Source organism: Flavobacterium sp. IC2-16 (assembly GCF_055521455.1).
The window spans coordinates 285,561-303,022 of record NZ_CM145480.1; the positions used below are offsets into that span (position 1 = coordinate 285,561).

Here is a 17,462-nt window from a genome sequence, read left to right on the forward strand (position 1 = left end):
TGAGCGAATCCTCCTATCTGTATTTTTAAAACCAAAATAGATATAAAGGCTTGTCAATCACGACAAGCCTTTTTTTATTTCCAAAACTTAAGATTATGACAAAATATAAATTACATACCCACTATAAACAAATCCTTGCTGATACTATTACACCGGTGAGCATTTATTTGAAAATCCGCGACAAATTTCCGAACAGTCTTTTACTGGAAAGCAATGATTACCACAGTAATGAAAACAGTTTTTCCTTTATCTGCTGCAATCCAATTGCGACTATTATAGTGGAAAACGAAGTGATTACAACAACTTTTCCCAACGGTACTTCAACAGAAAAAGCTATTGAAAAGCAAACAGAAGTCGTGAAAAGCATTCAGGAATTCGCCGCACAATTTGCAACAGAAAGCAATGCTTTTAAATTCATTACCAACGGATTATTCGGTTTTACCAGTTATGATGCCGTTCGTTATTTTGAAAAAGTTACTGTAGAAAAGAAAGCTTCCGATTTAGAAATTCCTGATTTGTATTATGCCGTATATCAGAACATTATCGCCATCAATCATTTTAAAAACGAAGCCTATATTTTTTGTCATAGCTTTGATAATCAAAACAATATTGATGAAATCGAACAATTAATTCAATCCAAAAACTTTGCTTCCTATTCCTTTTCAAAAGAAGGTGCTTCGGTTTCCAATTTATCCGATGCCGATTTTAAAACCAATGTCGCTTTAGCCAAAAAACACTGTTATCGCGGCAACGTGTTCCAATTAGTTTTGTCCCGAAGATTTACGCAAGGATTTAAAGGAGACGAGTTCAATGTTTACAGAGCTTTGCGAAGTATCAACCCTTCCCCTTACCTGTTCTTTTTCGACTATGGCAATTTCAAAATCATGGGTTCTTCTCCTGAAGCCCAATTGGTTATCAACAACCAAAAAGCGGAAATCCACCCGATTGCAGGAACATTTAAACGCACCGGAAATGACGAACAAGACGCTTTGCTTGCCAAACAACTATCTGAAGATCCTAAAGAAAATAGCGAACACGTGATGCTGGTAGATTTAGCCCGAAACGATTTAAGCCGCAACGGCCACAGCGTAAACGTTGAAAATTACCGTGAAGTTCAGTTCTTTTCGCATGTAATCCATCTGGTTTCCAAAGTAAGTGGGCAATTACACCAAAAAGCATCAACCATGCAGGTCGTGGCCGATACGTTTCCGGCCGGAACTTTATCCGGAGCACCAAAACACAAAGCTTTACAACTCATTGAATCCATAGAAAATACCAATCGAAATTTCTACGGCGGTGCCATTGGTTTTATGGATTTTGATGGTAATTTTAACCACGCCATTATGATCCGAACTTTTTTGAGTAAAAACCATCAATTACATTATCAGGCCGGAGCTGGAATAGTTGCCAATTCCGATGAAGAAAGCGAAACACAAGAAGTCTTCAATAAATTAGGTGCCTTGAACAAAGCACTGGATTTAGCAGAAACAATTTAAAATTAGAATCATGAAAAAGATAGTAGTCATAGACAATTACGATAGTTTCACTTACAATTTAGTTCATTATTTGGAGGATTTGAACTGCGAGGTAACCGTTTTTCGCAACGATGAGTTCTATATCGACGAAATAAAATTCTTCGACAAAATCCTGCTTTCTCCGGGACCGGGAATTCCTGATGAGGCGGGCTTATTGAAAGAAGTCATCAAAACCTATGCGCCTACCAAAAGTATTCTCGGAGTTTGTTTGGGCCAACAAGCCATTGGAGAAGTTTTTGGCGGAAGTTTGACTAATCTTGAAAAGGTATATCATGGTGTGGCAACCCAAGTTAAAATCACGGTTCCCGATGAAATTCTTTTTAAAGATTTAGCCGATGAAATTGAAGTGGGGCGCTACCATTCCTGGGTCGTTTCCAAAGAAAATTTTCCAGAGGTTTTAGAGATTACTTCTGTTGATGAAAACGGAGAGATTATGTCACTTCGACACAAAACCTACGATGTACGCGGAGTACAATACCATCCCGAAAGTGTTCTTACGCCCAACGGAAAGAAGATTCTTGAAAATTGGGTAAACAGTTAAGTCAAAAGGAAAAAGTAAAAAGTGACAAGAATCTTTGCGTACATAAAATAACCTAAAAACCATATAATCAAACAGTTATCATAGGATTAACATCCTATGCTTGAGATGTATTGCCCAAACTTATCCCTTATCCCTCATTACTAACAATTTAAAGCAAAAAACATGAAAACCATATTAAACAGACTCATACAGCACGAAACGCTTTCCAAAGAAGAAGCGAAAAAAGTACTTAAAAACATTTCCAACGGACTCTACAATCCCAGTCAGATTGCCAGTTTCCTGACCGTTTATATGATGCGAAGTATTACTATTGAAGAACTTTCAGGATTTCGTGAAGCCCTTTTAGAACTTTGCATTGCCATTGATTTATCTAATTACAACACCATCGATTTATGCGGCACCGGAGGCGATGGAAAAAACACTTTCAACATTTCAACTTTAGCTTCTTTTGTGACGGCAGGAGCTGGCATTCAAGTCGCGAAACACGGCAATTACGGCGTTTCTTCGATTTCGGGATCCAGCAATGTGATGGAAGCTCTAGGCGTTAAGTTCAGTAATGATGAGGCTTTCCTGAAAAAATCCATTGAAGAAGCCGGAATCTGTGTATTGCATGCGCCACTCTTCCACCCTGCCATGAAAAATGTCGCTCCGATTCGTAAAGAACTAGCCGTAAAAACCTTCTTCAACATGTTAGGTCCGATGGTCAATCCGAGCTTTCCGAAGCATCAAATGGTTGGGGTTTTCAGTTTAGAATTAGCCAGAATGTACGCCTATCTGTATCAGAATACCGAAACCAACTTCACGATTCTGCACAGTCTGGAAGGTTATGACGAAATCTCGTTAACCGGAAACACCAAAATCATTTCCAAAAACTACGAGCAACTTTTTAAACCCGAAGATTTTAACGCTACCAAACTCCATGAAAATGAAATTTTAGGTGGAATTACCGTCGAAAAATCAGCCGAAATCTTCCTCAACATCTTAAAAGGAAAAGGAACCGAAGCTCAAAATAATGTCGTGTGCGCTAATGCAGGAATGGCCATTGCAACAGTAAAAAATTGTTCCATTTCCGACGGATTTGAATTGGCAAAAGAATGTTTGTTTAGTGGCAAAGCTTACGAAAAACTAAAGAAACTACAAGAGATAAGTAATAAGGGATAAGCAATAAGGACAAATATTCCCTTTTCCCTTTCATCTAATAACTCAACACACAAAATCATGACAATACTCGACAAAATCATAGCCGATAAAAAAAGAGAAGTTGTTCTTAAAAAACAACTGATTTGCGTAACACAACTTGAAAATTGTGCCTTGTTTGGAAGCAGAACGTATTCCTTAGGCAAGAATTTACGAAACAATGTCGTTGGCATCATTGCCGAGCACAAGCGTCGTTCACCCTCGAAATCAGTCATCAACAACAATTTTTCTGTGGAAGAAGTAGTTATTGGCTACCAAAATGCGGGTGTTTCAGGTATTTCCGTTTTAACCGATGGCAAATATTTTGGTGGCTCCTTAGACGATTTGCTACTGGCAAAAGCTTTAGTAAATATGCCGTTACTAAGAAAAGAATTCATCATAGACGAATATCAGATTTTAGAAGCCAAAGCCCACGGTACCGACGCTATACTACTTATTGCAGCCATTTTAAACCGTTCCGAAATCAAACAACTTTCAGAATTTGCGCAATCCTTAGGACTGGAAGTTTTGCTGGAAATTCACAATAAGGAAGAATTAGAGAAAGCTATTATGCCAAGCCTTGACATGATTGGTGTGAACAACCGCAACCTGAAAACCTTCGAGGTCAGTTTGGAATACAGCAAAGAATTGGCTCAACATATTCCCGATGAATTTGTCAAGGTTTCTGAAAGCGGAATTAGCACTACAGAAGCCGTAATCAACCTACAACAATATGGATATCAAGGGTTTTTAATCGGAGAACATTTCATGAAAACCGAAAATCCGGGACAAACGGCAGCAGAATTTATCAACTCAACACTTGCAAAAATATGAAACTAAAAATCTGCGGCATGAAATATTCGACTAATATCGAGGAAGTTACTAAGTTACAATCTGATTATCTTGGGTTTATTTTCTATGAAAAATCACCACGTTATTTTAGTGGTGAATTACCCAAAATACCGCAATCTATTCAAAAAGTTGGTGTTTTTGTAGATGCTTCCCTAAAAACAATTTTAGATACAATCAGAAAATACGATTTACAACTCGTTCAGTTGCACGGTAATGAAAGTGTTGAAATTTGTGAAATCCTAAAGATGGTCAATATACCGGTAATCAAAACTTTTTCAATTGATGATGCCTTTGATTTTCAAGCCATAATACCTTATGAACCGGTATGCGATTACTTCTTGTTTGACACTAAAGGCATGTATCATGGCGGCAACGGCACCAAGTTCAACTGGCAAATTTTAAAAGACTATCCTTCAAAAAAACCATTCTTTTTAAGCGGAGGCATTGGTTTGGAAGAAGTCAAAGCCATAAAACAACTGGATTTACCCATTCATGCCATAGACGTGAACAGCAAATTTGAAATCGAACCAGGATTAAAAAATACACAACTTATAAAACAATTACAACATGAACTATCAAGTGAACGATAAAGGCTATTATGGCGAGTTTGGAGGCGCTTTTATCCCCGAAATGCTCTATCCAAATGTAGAAGAATTGCGACAAAACTATCTCAAAATCATACAAACCGAAAGCTTTCAACGCGAGTTTCAGCAACTTTTGAAAGACTACGTCGGGCGTCCAACACCACTGTATTTTGCAGAAAGTTTATCCGCCAAATACAACACAAAAATCTACTTAAAAAGAGAAGATTTATGTCATACCGGCGCCCATAAAATCAACAATACCATTGGACAAATTTTACTGGCTAAACGCTTAGGAAAAACCAGAATTATTGCTGAAACAGGTGCCGGACAGCACGGCGTAGCCACCGCAACCGTCTGTGCCTTAATGGGTTTACAATGTATCGTTTATATGGGTGAAATCGACATTAAACGACAAGCCCCGAATGTTGCCCGCATGAAAATGCTCGGCGCCGAAGTTCGTCCCGCCACTTCTGGCTCCAAAACCCTGAAAGACGCTACTAATGAAGCTATTAGGGATTGGATTAACAACCCAACGGACACCTTTTATATTATTGGTTCCGTGGTCGGGCCGCATCCTTATCCCGATATGGTCGCTAAATTCCAAAGCATTATCTCTGAGGAAATTAAGAAACAGCTAATTGAAAAAGAAGGTCGTGAAAACCCCGATTATGTAATTGCTTGTGTGGGTGGCGGAAGCAATGCAGCAGGTGCTTTTTATCACTTTCTGGACGATGTAGATGTAAAGCTAATTGCTGTAGAAGCAGCCGGTAAAGGCATTGATTCTGGTGAAAGCGCAGCTACTTCGGTATTGGGAAAAATTGGGATAATCCACGGTAGTAAAACCCTCCTGATGCAGTCGGAAGATGGTCAAATTACGGAGCCTTACTCCATTTCCGCAGGTTTGGATTACCCGGGAATTGGCCCATTGCACGCCCATTTGCACGCCACAAAAAGAGCTGAATTTTTATCCATTACTGACGATGAAGCCATGTTGGCAGGACATAATTTGTGCAAGTCTGAAGGCATCATTCCGGCCATCGAAAGTGCCCATGCTTTGGCGGTTTTAGACCATAAAAAGTTCAACGAAAACGATATTGTCATCATTAATTTATCGGGTCGTGGCGACAAGGATTTGAACACCTATATCAACTATTTTAACTATTAATTATGGGGCGTTACCACAAGGGTCGGGCTGTACATTATATCTTTTTTTCGGCTGAAAAAACCACAAAAAAGGATGTCATTTCCATCCCTAACGCACGTAAAAAACACTAAAAAATGAATCGATTAAACCTCAAAATTAGCGAAAATAAGAAGCTACTTTCCATCTATTTTACGGCGGGTTTTCCTACTTTAAATGATACGGTTTCCATCATCGAAACACTCGAAAAAAGCGGTGTGGACATGATTGAAATTGGCTTATCTTTCAGTGATCCGCTGGCTGACGGACCGACAATTCAGCAGAGTTCCACCATCGCTTTAGCCAACGGAATGACCACAAAATTGCTCTTCGAACAGCTAAAAAACATCCGAAAAACGGTCCAAATTCCACTAATAATTATGGGGTATTTCAACCCGATTTTGCAGTATGGAGTAGAAGAATTTTGTAAAAAATGTTCCGAAATTGGCATCGACGGACTCATCATTCCAGACCTTTCCATCGAGGTTTTTGAGCAGGATTTTAAGTCCATTTTTGACCGTTATAACCTCAAAAACATTTGCCTGATTACACCGCAAACTTCGGAAGAACGCATCCGAAAAATCGATAAAATCAGCGACAGTTTTATCTATATGGTGAGCAGTTCGAGTACTACCGGAGGTCAAAATTCATTCGGCGAAACCCAACAAAACTACTTCGAAAAAGTAGCCCAAATGAACCTTAAAAATCCACAAATTGTTGGTTTCGGAATATCAAACAGAGAGACTTTTAATCAGGCAATCAAGCATCAAAAAGGAGCAATTATTGGTAGTTCTTTTGTGAATTTCATTAAAAATAATAAAATTTCAGCTATAGAGAATTATATAAAATCAATTATTTAAATAAAACAATCTATATTATTGGTAATTAACAAACTAAATATTTACTATAGATTTTGTTTATATACTAAAAAAGGCTGTTTTTAGTACTAAAAACAGCCTTTTTCTCATCTTGAATCTTCGGGATCGGACCGAAAACTCAACAGGATAAAGTTAGTGATAAAAATCTTAAAAAAACACCTTTTCTATATAATAAATCACTCACCTACTCTATCCAAAAATAAGCAAAATAATTACACAAAACACATTGTTAAAAAAAGGTTAAAATTAATTTAAACAAACGTTTAATTTAAACAAGTGTTTAATTTTGTACTCGAATTTAAAATCAAAATACAATGACCGATTTTAACGACAAGCAAATTGAAATTTTACAAGCCGCTGAAAACTTGTTTTCCGAACAAGGTTTTGACGGAACTTCAGTTCGTGATATTGCCAAAATTGCAAATATCAATATTGCGATGATTTCGTACTATTTTGGTTCAAAAGAAAAACTCCTGGAAGCTCTAATCATTTATAGAATTTCGGACATGCGCTTACAGATGGAAAATCTGTATCGTGAAGAACTTACCCCTATCGAAAAAGTTGATCGCCTAATCGAATTGTACATCAAACGTATTCATCAAAATAAAGGCATGTATCAAATTATTCATTTCGAAATTTCTTCAGGAAAAAGAATCATCAATTGTGACGCATTTAACGAAATGAAAAAACACAATCTGGAAGTTTTAAAAAACATTATTAAAGAAGGACAAGACAAAGGGGTTTTCAGAAAAGACGTAAATGTGATTTTACTTCCAACAACAATTATGGGAACGTATTTTCATTTTCAAATGAACAAGCCTTTTTTCAAAGAATTCCTCAATTTGAATTCGGAACAAGACATCAGCAATTATGTCTACAACGAACTGACCCTTCACATCAAACAAACCATTAAAGCACTTTTAACCTATGAAAAGTAATTCATTTCGTTTGGGAATACTCTTTTTCCTTGGCACGCTTTCTACTGCTGCACAAGAAAAAAAAGCCATTACGCTTGAAGAAGCTATCCAACTTGCAGTTACGCAAAGCTCCGAATCCAAACTAGCAGACACTAAAGTTGCAACCAAAGAATTCGAAGTGCAAACTGTAAAAAACAAACAATATCCCGATTTAAAAATCAACGGACAATACCAACGCCTAACCAATGCCGATGTAAATTTAAAACTTGGAAACCCGAGTCAAGGTGGCTCAGCACCAAAAGTAAACCAATTACTCCTTGGAAATGCTATGGTTACCGCTCCTGTTTTTGCTGGATTCAAAATCCAAAACAGCATTAAGGTATCTGAAAGCTTATTGGAAGCCGAACAATTTAACGCAAAAAGCAAGAAAGAGCAGCTTGCCTTAGAAACGGTTAAACTTTATGTCAACCTTTTTAAAGCTCAAGAAAGTGAAAAACTGATTTTGGAAAACATCAAACGTGCCGAACAACGTGTAACAGATTTTAAAGCAATGGAGCAAAACGGACTTATTGCTCGTAACGATTTATTGAAAGCTCAATTACAGGTTTCCAATTATCAAATAGCGCTTGAAGATGCTCAAAAAAATAGTAAAATAATCAATTTTCAACTGACTACTCTTTTGAAAATACCTCAAGAAACACAAATAACGCCGATTTCTACCCTTTTTGCCCAAAAGACGACAATCAACACCTCTGAAGATGATATCAAATCTAGAAACGATTTAAACGCAATTCGCGCACAACAGAAAGCAGCCGAAGCCAACATTAAAATTGCAAAAGGCAATTACTACCCTGCGATAAGTTTAATGGGTGGATACATTGCTCTAGACCTGCAAAATGTAGTAACAGTAACTAACGCCATGAACTTTGGTGTGGGATTATCGTACGATATGACCTCAATCTTCAAAAATGGAAAAGACGTTAAAGCCGCTAAGAGCAAAGCTAAAGAAGCTGAAGAAACATTGGAAATAATGACCGATCAGGCAAAAATCCAAATACAATCTGCCAACGAAAATTATGCCTTAGCTTTAAAACAAAACCAAGTTTACCTTGAAGCTGTAGCACAAGCCAGCGAAAATTACCGTATTGTAAAAGATAAATACGACAATGGCTTAGCCGACACTAATGATTTATTAGAAGCCGATGTTCAGCAATTGCAAACCAAAATAAACGAAGCATATTCGAAAGCCGATATTATTCAAAAATATTATGATGTTTTGGCAGCTTCAGGAAAATTAAACACATCTATAACAAAAAACTAATCTCTTATTCGTCATGGAAAAGAAACAATCCAATAAAAAATTCATCATCATCATTAGCAGCTTAGTGATTCTTGGTCTTGTATATGGTATTTTCAAATACCTTCACGCTCAAGCACACGAAGAAACAGACGATGCTCAAATTGAACAAAACATGAACCCTATAATTCCACGTGTTTCTGGATATGTGGCAAAGGTTTACATAAAAGATAATGACTTTGTAAAAAAAGGTGACACACTTCTAGTTATTGACAACCGTGACTTTATGGTTAAAGTGGAAGAAGCTAAAGCAGCATTAGCAGCAGCAGAAAACACTTTCGAAGTTTCTAAAGCAGATGTTGGAGCTGCAGCAGCTAACATTTCAATCTCAAATGCAACAATTCAATCGAATGCCGGTAGCATTGATGCTGCAAAAATTCGTTTAGAAAGAGCTTCAAACGACTTTGAGCGTTATTCGAATTTATATCAAAACCATTCGATTACCAAACAACAATACGAGCAAGCATTGGCAGCCAAACAAGAAGCGCAAAAACAAGTTGAAATTCTGCAACAACAACGCAATGCTAACATTCATCAACGTGAGGCTGTAGCTTCAAAAACAAATGTAGCCAACAAACAAACCTCTGTTGCTTCTGCAAATATTAAACGTGCACAAGCCGTATTAGAAGCAGCCAAATTAAACTTGAGTTATACTGTAATTACTGCAGCATTAGACGGGCAAGTATCCAGCGTTGATGTTCAGGCCGGACAAATGGTTCAACCAGGACAAGCTTTGTTTTACATTGTTAACAATACAGATACTTGGGTAGTTGCTAATTTCAAAGAAACGCAGTTAAACAAAATGAGAGTTGGACAAAAAGTAACTTTAAAAGTTGATGCTTATCCTGATACCGAATTTGAAGGTGAGGTAAATTCATTCTCTCCTGCAACTGGAGCTAAGTTTTCAATTTTACCTCCAGATAATGCAACAGGTAACTTTGTTAAAACCATTCAACGTCTTCCGGTTAAAATCAAGCTTTTAGCAAACAACGATGCGGAGAAAATAAAATTATTACGCCCAGGTATGAATGTTGAAGTTGATGTACACGTAAAATAATCATGACAACACAAGCAGAAGATTTAGTAGAATATGGCTTTCGCAGAGTCATTATCACAATAACGGCCGTACTCTGTGCGCTGCTTGAAATTGTAGATACTACTATCGTAAACGTTGCGCTTAACGACATGCGTGGTACATTAGGTGCTACATTAACTGATGTTGCTTGGGTGATTACCGCTTATGCCATTGCCAACGTTATCATTATTCCGATGACCAGTTGGTTATCGCAACAATTTGGTCGTAGAAATTATTTTGCCGCTTCCATTATCATTTTTACCGTTTCTTCTTTTTTATGTGGAAACGCTACAAATATTTGGGAATTGGTTTTCTTCCGATTCATCCAGGGAATGGGAGGTGGTGCATTATTGGTAACGGCTCAAACCATTATTACCGAAAGTTATCCCGCAGCCAAAAGAGGAATGGCACAGGCAATTTACGGAATGGGTGTAATTGTAGGTCCAACGTTAGGACCGCCTCTTGGGGGTTATTTGGTAGATAACTTTTCATGGCCTTACATTTTTTATATCAACATTCCGTTAGGGATTATTGCTACTATTTTGACACTTTCATTTGTAAAAAGCCCAAAATATGGCGAAAAACTAAAAGCAAGCCAAGTAGATTGGTGGGGAATTGTATTCTTAGCGTCGTTTATCGGTTCCTTACAGTTTGTTCTGGAACACGGACAACAGGACGATTGGTTTGAAAATCCAACCATTATAGCATTAAGTGTTTTATCGGTGTTTGGTTTAATCTTTTTTATCTGGCGCCAATTGACTTATAAATATCCGATTGTAAATCTCCGGGTTTTAAAAGACAAGAACCTGCGCATAGGAACCATCATGTGTTTTATTTTAGGATTTGGTTTGTACGGAACAACTTTTATCGTACCAATTTACACCCAATCCATTTTAGGATGGACGGCTACCGATACAGGATTACTCTTGATTCCAAGTTCGATAACAACCGCGATATTAATGCCAATTATTGGAAAATTGATTCAAAAAGGAATTCCACAAGCGTATTTGGTTTCCATAGGTTTTCTGGTTTTCTTCGGATTTACTTTCTGGATGCACAACGTAATGACTCCAGATACTGGTACCGAACACATGTTTTGGCCATTGATATTACGAGGTGTTGGTTTAGGGTTTCTTTTTGTACCGATTACAACTTTAGCCCTATCAACATTACAAGGAAAACAAATTGGTGAAGGAGCAGCATTTACGGGTATGATGCGACAGTTGGGTGGTTCATTTGGAATTGCCATTATTACAACATTTATTTCGCGCTTCAATCAGCAACACCGCGTAGATTTAATTGTAAACCTAGATGCTACCAAATTTGAAGTACAACAACGCATCCACCAAATGCAAATGGCTTTTATGTCGAAAGGTTTCAGTGCAAGCCAAGCATTAGATAAGGCTCATAAAGCTCTGGAAGGTGCTGTTATCAAACAAAGTACCGTACTTTCTTATATGGACGTGTTTTTATACTTAGGCATCATGTTCCTGATTTGCATTCCGTTTATGCTTTTAATTAAAAAAAGCTCCGGAAAAGTAGATATGTCGAACGTTCATTAATATCTAAATCATACAACCCAACTAAAACTCCGGAATTCCCGGAGTTTTTTTTTATTCCATTTACCTAGAGCAACAGCATAATTATTTCATTAAAGATTTTCTTTCATTAATTTCTTTTAAACGGGCATTTTAACATTTAATCGATTTTCAAATCAATAATAATAACTTAACTTAAATTTAATATATATTTGATTGACATATAGATAGTTAAGTATTAATCAAAAATGTCATCATTATGGGAATCTTTACTAACAACGACAAAAGACTGCTTGAAGAGTTTCTAAGAAAAAGTGAACACAATTGTCACGACATCGAAAAAGAAATAGACGAATTCCTGGTAGATTTACAATCTGAATATGACGAGAACAGTTATGTGGTGAATGAATTTAATGAGTTAGTGGATGAACTGCGTGAGAAACTTCAGCCAAACGATGCAAAACGACTTCTTGAGTTTTCAACTCGTTTGCTACGTGTTAAACGATGTGCTCGAAAAGGCGTCGAGGCGTTACGTGAATTATCACGTGATCAACACAAATTAACACGTGAAACCATTCGTGATTACGAAGAATATATCCAATTTCGGTAGCTCTATCGGGTAAAAACCAACGTATTTCCTTTAGATAAAGAATCATCAAATGTATAACCCTCGTAATTGAACCCTTTCAAGTCTTCGAGGGTTTCTGCATTTGTATCGATAATATAACGCACCATCATTCCCCTAGCCTTTTTGGCAAAAAAACTTATCATTTTTAATTTGCCATCTTTATAATCTTTAAATTCTGGGGTAATTACGGGTACTTTTAACGCCTTAACATCGATAGCAGAAAAATATTCATTACTTGCTAAATTGATGAACAAATCACCTTTTTTAAGGTCTTTGTTAAGTTCTTTGGTAATTTTCGACTTCCAAAACTCATATAGGTTTTTATTTTTACCAATTGGAAGCTGGGTTCCCATTTCCAAACGGTACGGTTGAATCAAGTCGAGTGGTTTTAATAGTCCGTACAGCCCAGAAAGAATGCGAAGTTTGTCCTGTAAGACGGCTAATTTTTCAACTGGCAAATTATACACATCCAAACCAATATATACATCACCGTTAAATGCATATACTGCGGGTCTGGCATTTTCTGGAGTAAAAGGAGTTGCCCAATCCTGGTTACGCTGCCAATTCAAATCGGCCAATTTATCCGAAATATCCATCAATTCCATTAATTGCTTAGGTTTCTTTTTCTTAAGCACTTTATGAACCGTATTGGCTTCTTTTAAAAAACAAAGCTCAGAATATTGTTGCGTTGGCAATGTTTTTTCAAAGTCTAACGATTTAGCTGGAGATATAACGATTTTCATTTTAAAAAATTTACGGGTTTCAAAAATACAAAACGAATTCAAACTTTTCTTTCCCAAAATTTGAAAAAAATCATTACTTTAGATTTTCACTAAAATAAAAAATGAAACGACTAATTTCAATTGGATTCTTTTTTTATTACACCTTAGGAACATTCATTTTACCAATGAGTGACTTTTCTATTGCACCCAATCTTCCGAAAATGTATTCACAATGTAAAATTACGGAAGACCCAGATATGGATCTTGTTGATTTTGTGACTGATCATTTACTTAATTTCGATGGCCTTTTTGACGCTCATGATCATGGCGATGAGCAAAAACCTCATAAATCATTTCAATTTTTAGCCAATACTATACAATTATTCACAACTGTAAGTTATGATTTTGATTTGCTAAAAGATAAATTCATTTATCATTCTAAAACTAAAATCCATTCTATCTCAAAAAATATATTTACAACTGATTTTATATCAAAAAAATTTCGACCTCCAATTGTTTAAGATGTTCATAAAATTTAGAAAACACAAAAAGTCTTAAATAATATTATACTATGAAAACAACAAAATTGATTACAGCTTGTGCCTTACTAATTGGTTTTTATTCGGCATCTGCTCAAAAAATATCAACTGATAAAGTACCCAATGAAGTACTAAACAGCTTTAAATCTAAATATCCTTCAGCTCAAGCGAAAGGTTGGGAAATGGAAAGCGATTCTGAATACGAAACAGATTTCAATATGAATGGTAAAAAACATTCTGCTAAATTTGATAAATCTGGGAAATGGATTGAAACTGAAACCGATATTAAAGTTTCAGACCTTCCAAAAACAGTAGTTTCTGCAATTAATAAAGATTTTACGGGTTATAAAGTTGAAGAAGCTGAAAAAGCCGAAACACATAACAACGGAACCGTTTATGAAGTAAAACTTAAAAAAGAAAAAGAAGTTTTTGAAGTACTTGTTTCATCAAGCGGAAAAATCTTGAAAAAAGAAACTGAAAAAGATGACGAAGACAACGACTAGTCATAATTAACAGAAGCCCCTTTTAAGGGGCTTTTTCTTTAACACATCAACTTTTAATTATCACATGTTATCCGAATTATTAGAAACCGAAAACTTGCTTCTTAAAAAACTTACTCCCGAGGTATATAATACTCTTTTCAGTTCATTTGAAAAAGAAGCTATTATGCATTTTTTATTTTTAAAATCTGATGAAGAATTTGAAAGAGAAAAAACAAAATTCCAACAGGGCATCCGGACTTACAATAAATCCTTTGTCAATTTTCAAATTATAGACAAACAAACTCAAACTATCATAGGAGCTTGTGGTTTTCATACCTGGTATCTCGATCATGCACGTGCGGAAATTGGTTACGCATTAAATCATGATGACTTTAAAGGTAAAGGCATTATGAGCGAAGCCCTAAAGGCTATTCTTGATTATGGTTTTAAAGAAATGAAACTTAATCGTATTGAAGCGTTTATTGGCACTAAAAACGAAGCATCACTAAGGCTTGTAGCAAAATTCGGTTTTAAAAAAGAAGGCCATTTACGACAGCATTACTACAAAGACAACATTTTAGAAGATTCGTTGGTTTATTCTCTTTTGAAAGAAGAATATTACGGGACATAAATTAATCTTCGTCTTCAGCGGTATGTGATTTTGAATATACACGCCATTTTTCAATACAATTCTGAATATCTTGTGGGATTTCAGATTCAAATCGCATAAATTCTTTAGTCACAGGATGCTCAAAACCTAATGTTCGTGCATGTAGCGCCTGACGTGGCAAAACCTTGAAACAATTATCTACAAATTGCTTGTATTTGGTAAAGGTTGTTCCTTTTAAAATGGCATTTCCACCGTAGCGTTCGTCGTTAAAAAGCGTATGCCCAATATATTTCATGTGCACTCTAATCTGGTGTGTTCTACCAGTTTCTAAATTACATGAAACAACAGTAACATATCCTAAACGTTCTAAAACTTTATAATGGGTAATTGCAGGTTTACCTTTATCTCCATCGGGATAAACCGACATTTGCATTCTATTGGTTGGATGACGATCAATATTACCTTCAATGGTACCTTGCTCTTCTTCTATATTTCCCCAAACAATTGCGATATATTCTCGTTCCGAAGTTTTTTCGGCAAACTGTTTACTTAAGTAATCCATCGCCAACTCCGTTTTAGCTACAACCAAAAGTCCTGAAGTATCTTTATCGATACGATGAACTAAACCTGGTCTTTCACTGCTATTCATTGGCAAATTATCAAAATGATAAGCCAACGCGTTTACCAATGTTCCAGAGTAATTTCCATGACCTGGATGTACAACCATACCTGCTGGTTTATTCACTACGATTAATTGATCGTCTTCATACACTATATCCAAAGGAATATTCTCTCCTTTCAACAAATGTTCGTACGGTGGATGTTCTAACATCACACGAACAACATCGTTAGGTTTTACCTTATAATTGGATTTTACTGAAACGTCATTTACGAAAATAGTTCCCGAATCGGCAGCTTTTTGAATTTTACTACGTGTGGCATTTTCAATTAAATTCATTAAAAATTTATCTACACGCAAAGGTTGTTGCCCTTTTGCTACTTCAAAACGATGATGTTCATATAAATCATCATCAATTTCATCTGGGTCAAAGTCTATATTATTCTGCATCTTCTACTGCTGGAGCCGGCTCTAAAATATCTGCCGGGTTAATACTATCAAGTTCTTCATCATTAAATCCTGCTTTTCCATCTCCTAAAACAAAATCTATCTTAGATGCTTTTAAAATTCTATCTCCGGGTTTAATTTTTTTACCGTTTTGCTTCATTTCCAAAACAACATCTTTCGCCATATATTCAACATATTTTACGTCGCCTTCTTGCAAGCCAAGTGCGCGTAATGTAGATAAGGCCTGACGGTATGTTTTTTGAATTAAATCTGGCATTGCAACTTTTGAATATCCTCCAGAGTTAATTTTCACATATACTTTTCTACCCGATTTTACAGTAACTCCTGGTAATGGGTCTTGCTCAACAATAGAATATGGCGGAAAATCTGGGTTATAATCAACAGTATCAAGCAACTGAAATTTTAAGTCGATATCGTTTAAACGCTCCTCTGCTTTCTCTACATTGGCTTTAGAAAGGTTTGGTACCGGGATTTCCTCGCCGTGATTGGTGGCCACGCTTAAAAATTTCATGACACCAAAAATAAAAGCGACAACAATAACTAATGCTGCTGCAAGATTTTTAAAAAATACCGGACTCTTAATAAAATTTTTCCAACTCATGTTTTGGGTTTTGGCAAATATATAAAATACTAAAGATTTTTTGTTTCTTCTTAAAAAGTAATTCTTAGCCTAAGGTTATCTAGAACCCACTTTTTTATTTTTATCCGAAGAAAAATATTTTTTGATGTGGGTTTCAACAAATAGTGATAATTTTGTAAGAACTATTTTTAAATAACGACCATCTATGAAAAATGTTGCCATTATTATGGGAGGCTATTCCAGCGAGTACCAAATTTCGTTAAAAAGCGGAAATGTAGTGTATAACTTTCTGGACAAAAATAAATTTAACGCCTACCGTATTCACATTTTTAAAGAGAAATGGGTAATGGTCGATGAAAACGAAAGTGAATTTCCAGTAAACAAACATGATTTTTCAGTAGACTACGCTGGTAACAAAGTAACTTTTGATGTGGTTTTCAATGCTATTCACGGAACACCCGGAGAAGACGGATTAATGCAAGCATATTTTGAATTGCTTGGAATTCCTCAAACTTCATGTGGATATTACCAAGCAGCGCTAACCTTTAACAAAAGAGATATGCTTTCGGTTTTAAAACCGTATGGCATAAAAACTGCAACTTCGTTTTATTTGGATAAAGGAGACGTAATTAATGAAGATGAAATCATCAAGACCTTAGGATTACCTTTATTTGTAAAACCAAACAAATCCGGTTCAAGTTTCGGAATTTCGAAGGTAAAATCGAAAGAAGAATTACTTCCAGCTATTGAAAATGCTTATAAAGAAGACAATGAAATTATTATTGAAAGTTTTCTGGATGGAACCGAAGTATCTGTTGGCGTAATTAATTATAAAGGAGAAACAACGGTTTTACCAATTACTGAAATCGTTTCAGAAAATGATTTCTTTGATTATGAAGCCAAATATTTAGGGAAATCACAAGAAATCACTCCAGCCCGTTTAACGGAAGATATCCGCTTAAAAATTGAAGCAGTTTCTAAAAAAGCGTATGAAGTTTTAAAAATGAAAGGTTTTTCCAGAAGCGAGTTTATCATTGTGAACGGTGAGCCTTATATGCTAGAAATGAATACTATACCGGGATTAACTACCGAAAGTATTTTACCACAACAAGCCAAAGAAGCGGGTATTTCTTTAACTGAATTATTCAGTAACGCGATTGAGTTGGCTTTATAAAAAATGA

19 protein-coding genes are annotated in these 17,462 nt (G+C 36.0%); 16 read left to right on the forward strand and 3 right to left on the reverse strand.

The features are described from left to right. Positions 1-95: 95 nt before the first annotated feature. The 12 genes from ACZ1JT_RS01295 to ACZ1JT_RS01350 all read left to right on the forward strand — a co-directional run bounded on the left by ACZ1JT_RS01295 (position 96) and on the right by ACZ1JT_RS01350 (position 12,243). Entirely contained in the window at positions 96-1,496 is a 1,401-nt protein-coding gene (locus ACZ1JT_RS01295; RefSeq protein WP_465094361.1) for an anthranilate synthase component I family protein, read from the forward strand. Between the two features lie 10 nt (positions 1,497-1,506). Continuing rightward, complete coding sequence (locus ACZ1JT_RS01300) at positions 1,507-2,076, forward strand: anthranilate synthase component II (RefSeq protein WP_465094362.1); 570 nt, start codon at positions 1,507-1,509, stop codon at positions 2,074-2,076. A 162-nt stretch (positions 2,077-2,238) separates the two neighbouring features. Then, positions 2,239-3,237: an anthranilate phosphoribosyltransferase gene (gene trpD, locus ACZ1JT_RS01305; RefSeq protein ID WP_465094363.1), complete on the forward strand. Its 999-nt coding sequence runs from the start codon at positions 2,239-2,241 to the stop codon at positions 3,235-3,237. A gap of 57 nt (positions 3,238-3,294) precedes the next feature. Beyond that, positions 3,295-4,086: an indole-3-glycerol phosphate synthase TrpC gene (trpC, locus tag ACZ1JT_RS01310; protein ID WP_465094364.1), complete on the forward strand. Its 792-nt coding sequence runs from the start codon at positions 3,295-3,297 to the stop codon at positions 4,084-4,086. Beyond that, positions 4,083-4,694 carry a phosphoribosylanthranilate isomerase gene (locus ACZ1JT_RS01315; RefSeq protein WP_465094365.1) on the forward strand — a complete coding sequence of 204 codons (612 nt, stop codon included), beginning with the start codon at positions 4,083-4,085 and terminating at the stop codon, positions 4,692-4,694. Before trpC ends, ACZ1JT_RS01315 begins: the two co-directional genes overlap by 4 nt. Then, the gene (gene trpB, locus ACZ1JT_RS01320) at positions 4,672-5,853 is read left to right on the forward strand and encodes a tryptophan synthase subunit beta (RefSeq protein WP_465094366.1); all 1,182 of its coding nucleotides are present in this window, start codon (positions 4,672-4,674) and stop codon (positions 5,851-5,853) included. The genes ACZ1JT_RS01315 and trpB overlap by 23 nt, the downstream gene beginning before the upstream one ends. A 113-nt stretch (positions 5,854-5,966) precedes the next feature. After that, positions 5,967-6,728 carry a tryptophan synthase subunit alpha gene (gene trpA / locus ACZ1JT_RS01325; protein ID WP_465094367.1) on the forward strand — a complete coding sequence of 254 codons (762 nt, stop codon included), beginning with the start codon at positions 5,967-5,969 and terminating at the stop codon, positions 6,726-6,728. Positions 6,729-7,060: 332 nt separating this feature from the next. Beyond that, a complete protein-coding gene (locus ACZ1JT_RS01330) occupies positions 7,061-7,684 on the forward strand; it encodes a TetR/AcrR family transcriptional regulator (RefSeq protein WP_465094368.1) in 624 nt (207 codons plus the stop codon). Further along, a complete protein-coding gene (locus ACZ1JT_RS01335) occupies positions 7,674-8,984 on the forward strand; it encodes a TolC family protein (RefSeq protein WP_465094369.1) in 1,311 nt (436 codons plus the stop codon). The genes ACZ1JT_RS01330 and ACZ1JT_RS01335 overlap by 11 nt, the downstream gene beginning before the upstream one ends. Positions 8,985-8,997: 13 nt before the next feature. After that, complete coding sequence (locus ACZ1JT_RS01340) at positions 8,998-10,077, forward strand: HlyD family secretion protein (protein WP_465094370.1); 1,080 nt, start codon at positions 8,998-9,000, stop codon at positions 10,075-10,077. Between the two features lie 2 nt (positions 10,078-10,079). Continuing rightward, positions 10,080-11,657, forward strand: a complete 1,578-nt coding sequence (locus ACZ1JT_RS01345) for an MDR family MFS transporter (protein ID WP_465094371.1) — start codon at positions 10,080-10,082, stop codon at positions 11,655-11,657. Between the two features lie 235 nt (positions 11,658-11,892). Next, a complete protein-coding gene (locus tag ACZ1JT_RS01350; protein WP_465094372.1) occupies positions 11,893-12,243 on the forward strand; it encodes a hypothetical protein in 351 nt (116 codons plus the stop codon). A 2-nt stretch (positions 12,244-12,245) separates the two neighbouring features. On the opposite strand, the gene yaaA is transcribed toward ACZ1JT_RS01350, so the two are convergent. Then, positions 12,246-13,004: a peroxide stress protein YaaA gene (gene yaaA, locus ACZ1JT_RS01355; RefSeq protein WP_465094373.1), complete on the reverse strand. Its 759-nt coding sequence runs from the start codon at positions 13,002-13,004 to the stop codon at positions 12,246-12,248. A gap of 101 nt (positions 13,005-13,105) precedes the next feature. Between yaaA and ACZ1JT_RS01360 the strand changes: the two genes are divergently transcribed. From ACZ1JT_RS01360 to ACZ1JT_RS01370, 3 genes are all read left to right on the forward strand, one after another. Further along, positions 13,106-13,504: a hypothetical protein gene (locus ACZ1JT_RS01360; protein WP_465094374.1), complete on the forward strand. Its 399-nt coding sequence runs from the start codon at positions 13,106-13,108 to the stop codon at positions 13,502-13,504. 50 nt (positions 13,505-13,554) lie between these two features. Further along, positions 13,555-14,025: a PepSY-like domain-containing protein gene (locus ACZ1JT_RS01365; protein ID WP_465094375.1), complete on the forward strand. Its 471-nt coding sequence runs from the start codon at positions 13,555-13,557 to the stop codon at positions 14,023-14,025. Positions 14,026-14,089: 64 nt separating this feature from the next. Beyond that, a complete protein-coding gene (locus ACZ1JT_RS01370) occupies positions 14,090-14,635 on the forward strand; it encodes a GNAT family N-acetyltransferase (protein WP_465094376.1) in 546 nt (181 codons plus the stop codon). 1 nt (position 14,636) lies between these two features. Here ACZ1JT_RS01370 and ACZ1JT_RS01375 read toward each other — a convergent pair whose 3' ends face one another. Both ACZ1JT_RS01375 and ACZ1JT_RS01380 read right to left on the reverse strand, forming a co-directional pair. After that, a complete protein-coding gene (locus ACZ1JT_RS01375; protein ID WP_465094377.1) occupies positions 14,637-15,683 on the reverse strand; it encodes an RluA family pseudouridine synthase in 1,047 nt (348 codons plus the stop codon). Then, entirely contained in the window at positions 15,673-16,302 is a 630-nt protein-coding gene (locus tag ACZ1JT_RS01380; RefSeq protein ID WP_465094378.1) for a PASTA domain-containing protein, read from the reverse strand. The genes ACZ1JT_RS01375 and ACZ1JT_RS01380 overlap by 11 nt, the downstream gene beginning before the upstream one ends. A gap of 184 nt (positions 16,303-16,486) precedes the next feature. Here ACZ1JT_RS01380 and ACZ1JT_RS01385 point away from each other — a divergent pair, with 184 nt between their 5' ends. After that, complete coding sequence (locus ACZ1JT_RS01385; RefSeq protein WP_465094379.1) at positions 16,487-17,455, forward strand: D-alanine--D-alanine ligase; 969 nt, start codon at positions 16,487-16,489, stop codon at positions 17,453-17,455. Positions 17,456-17,462 lie beyond the last annotated feature (7 nt).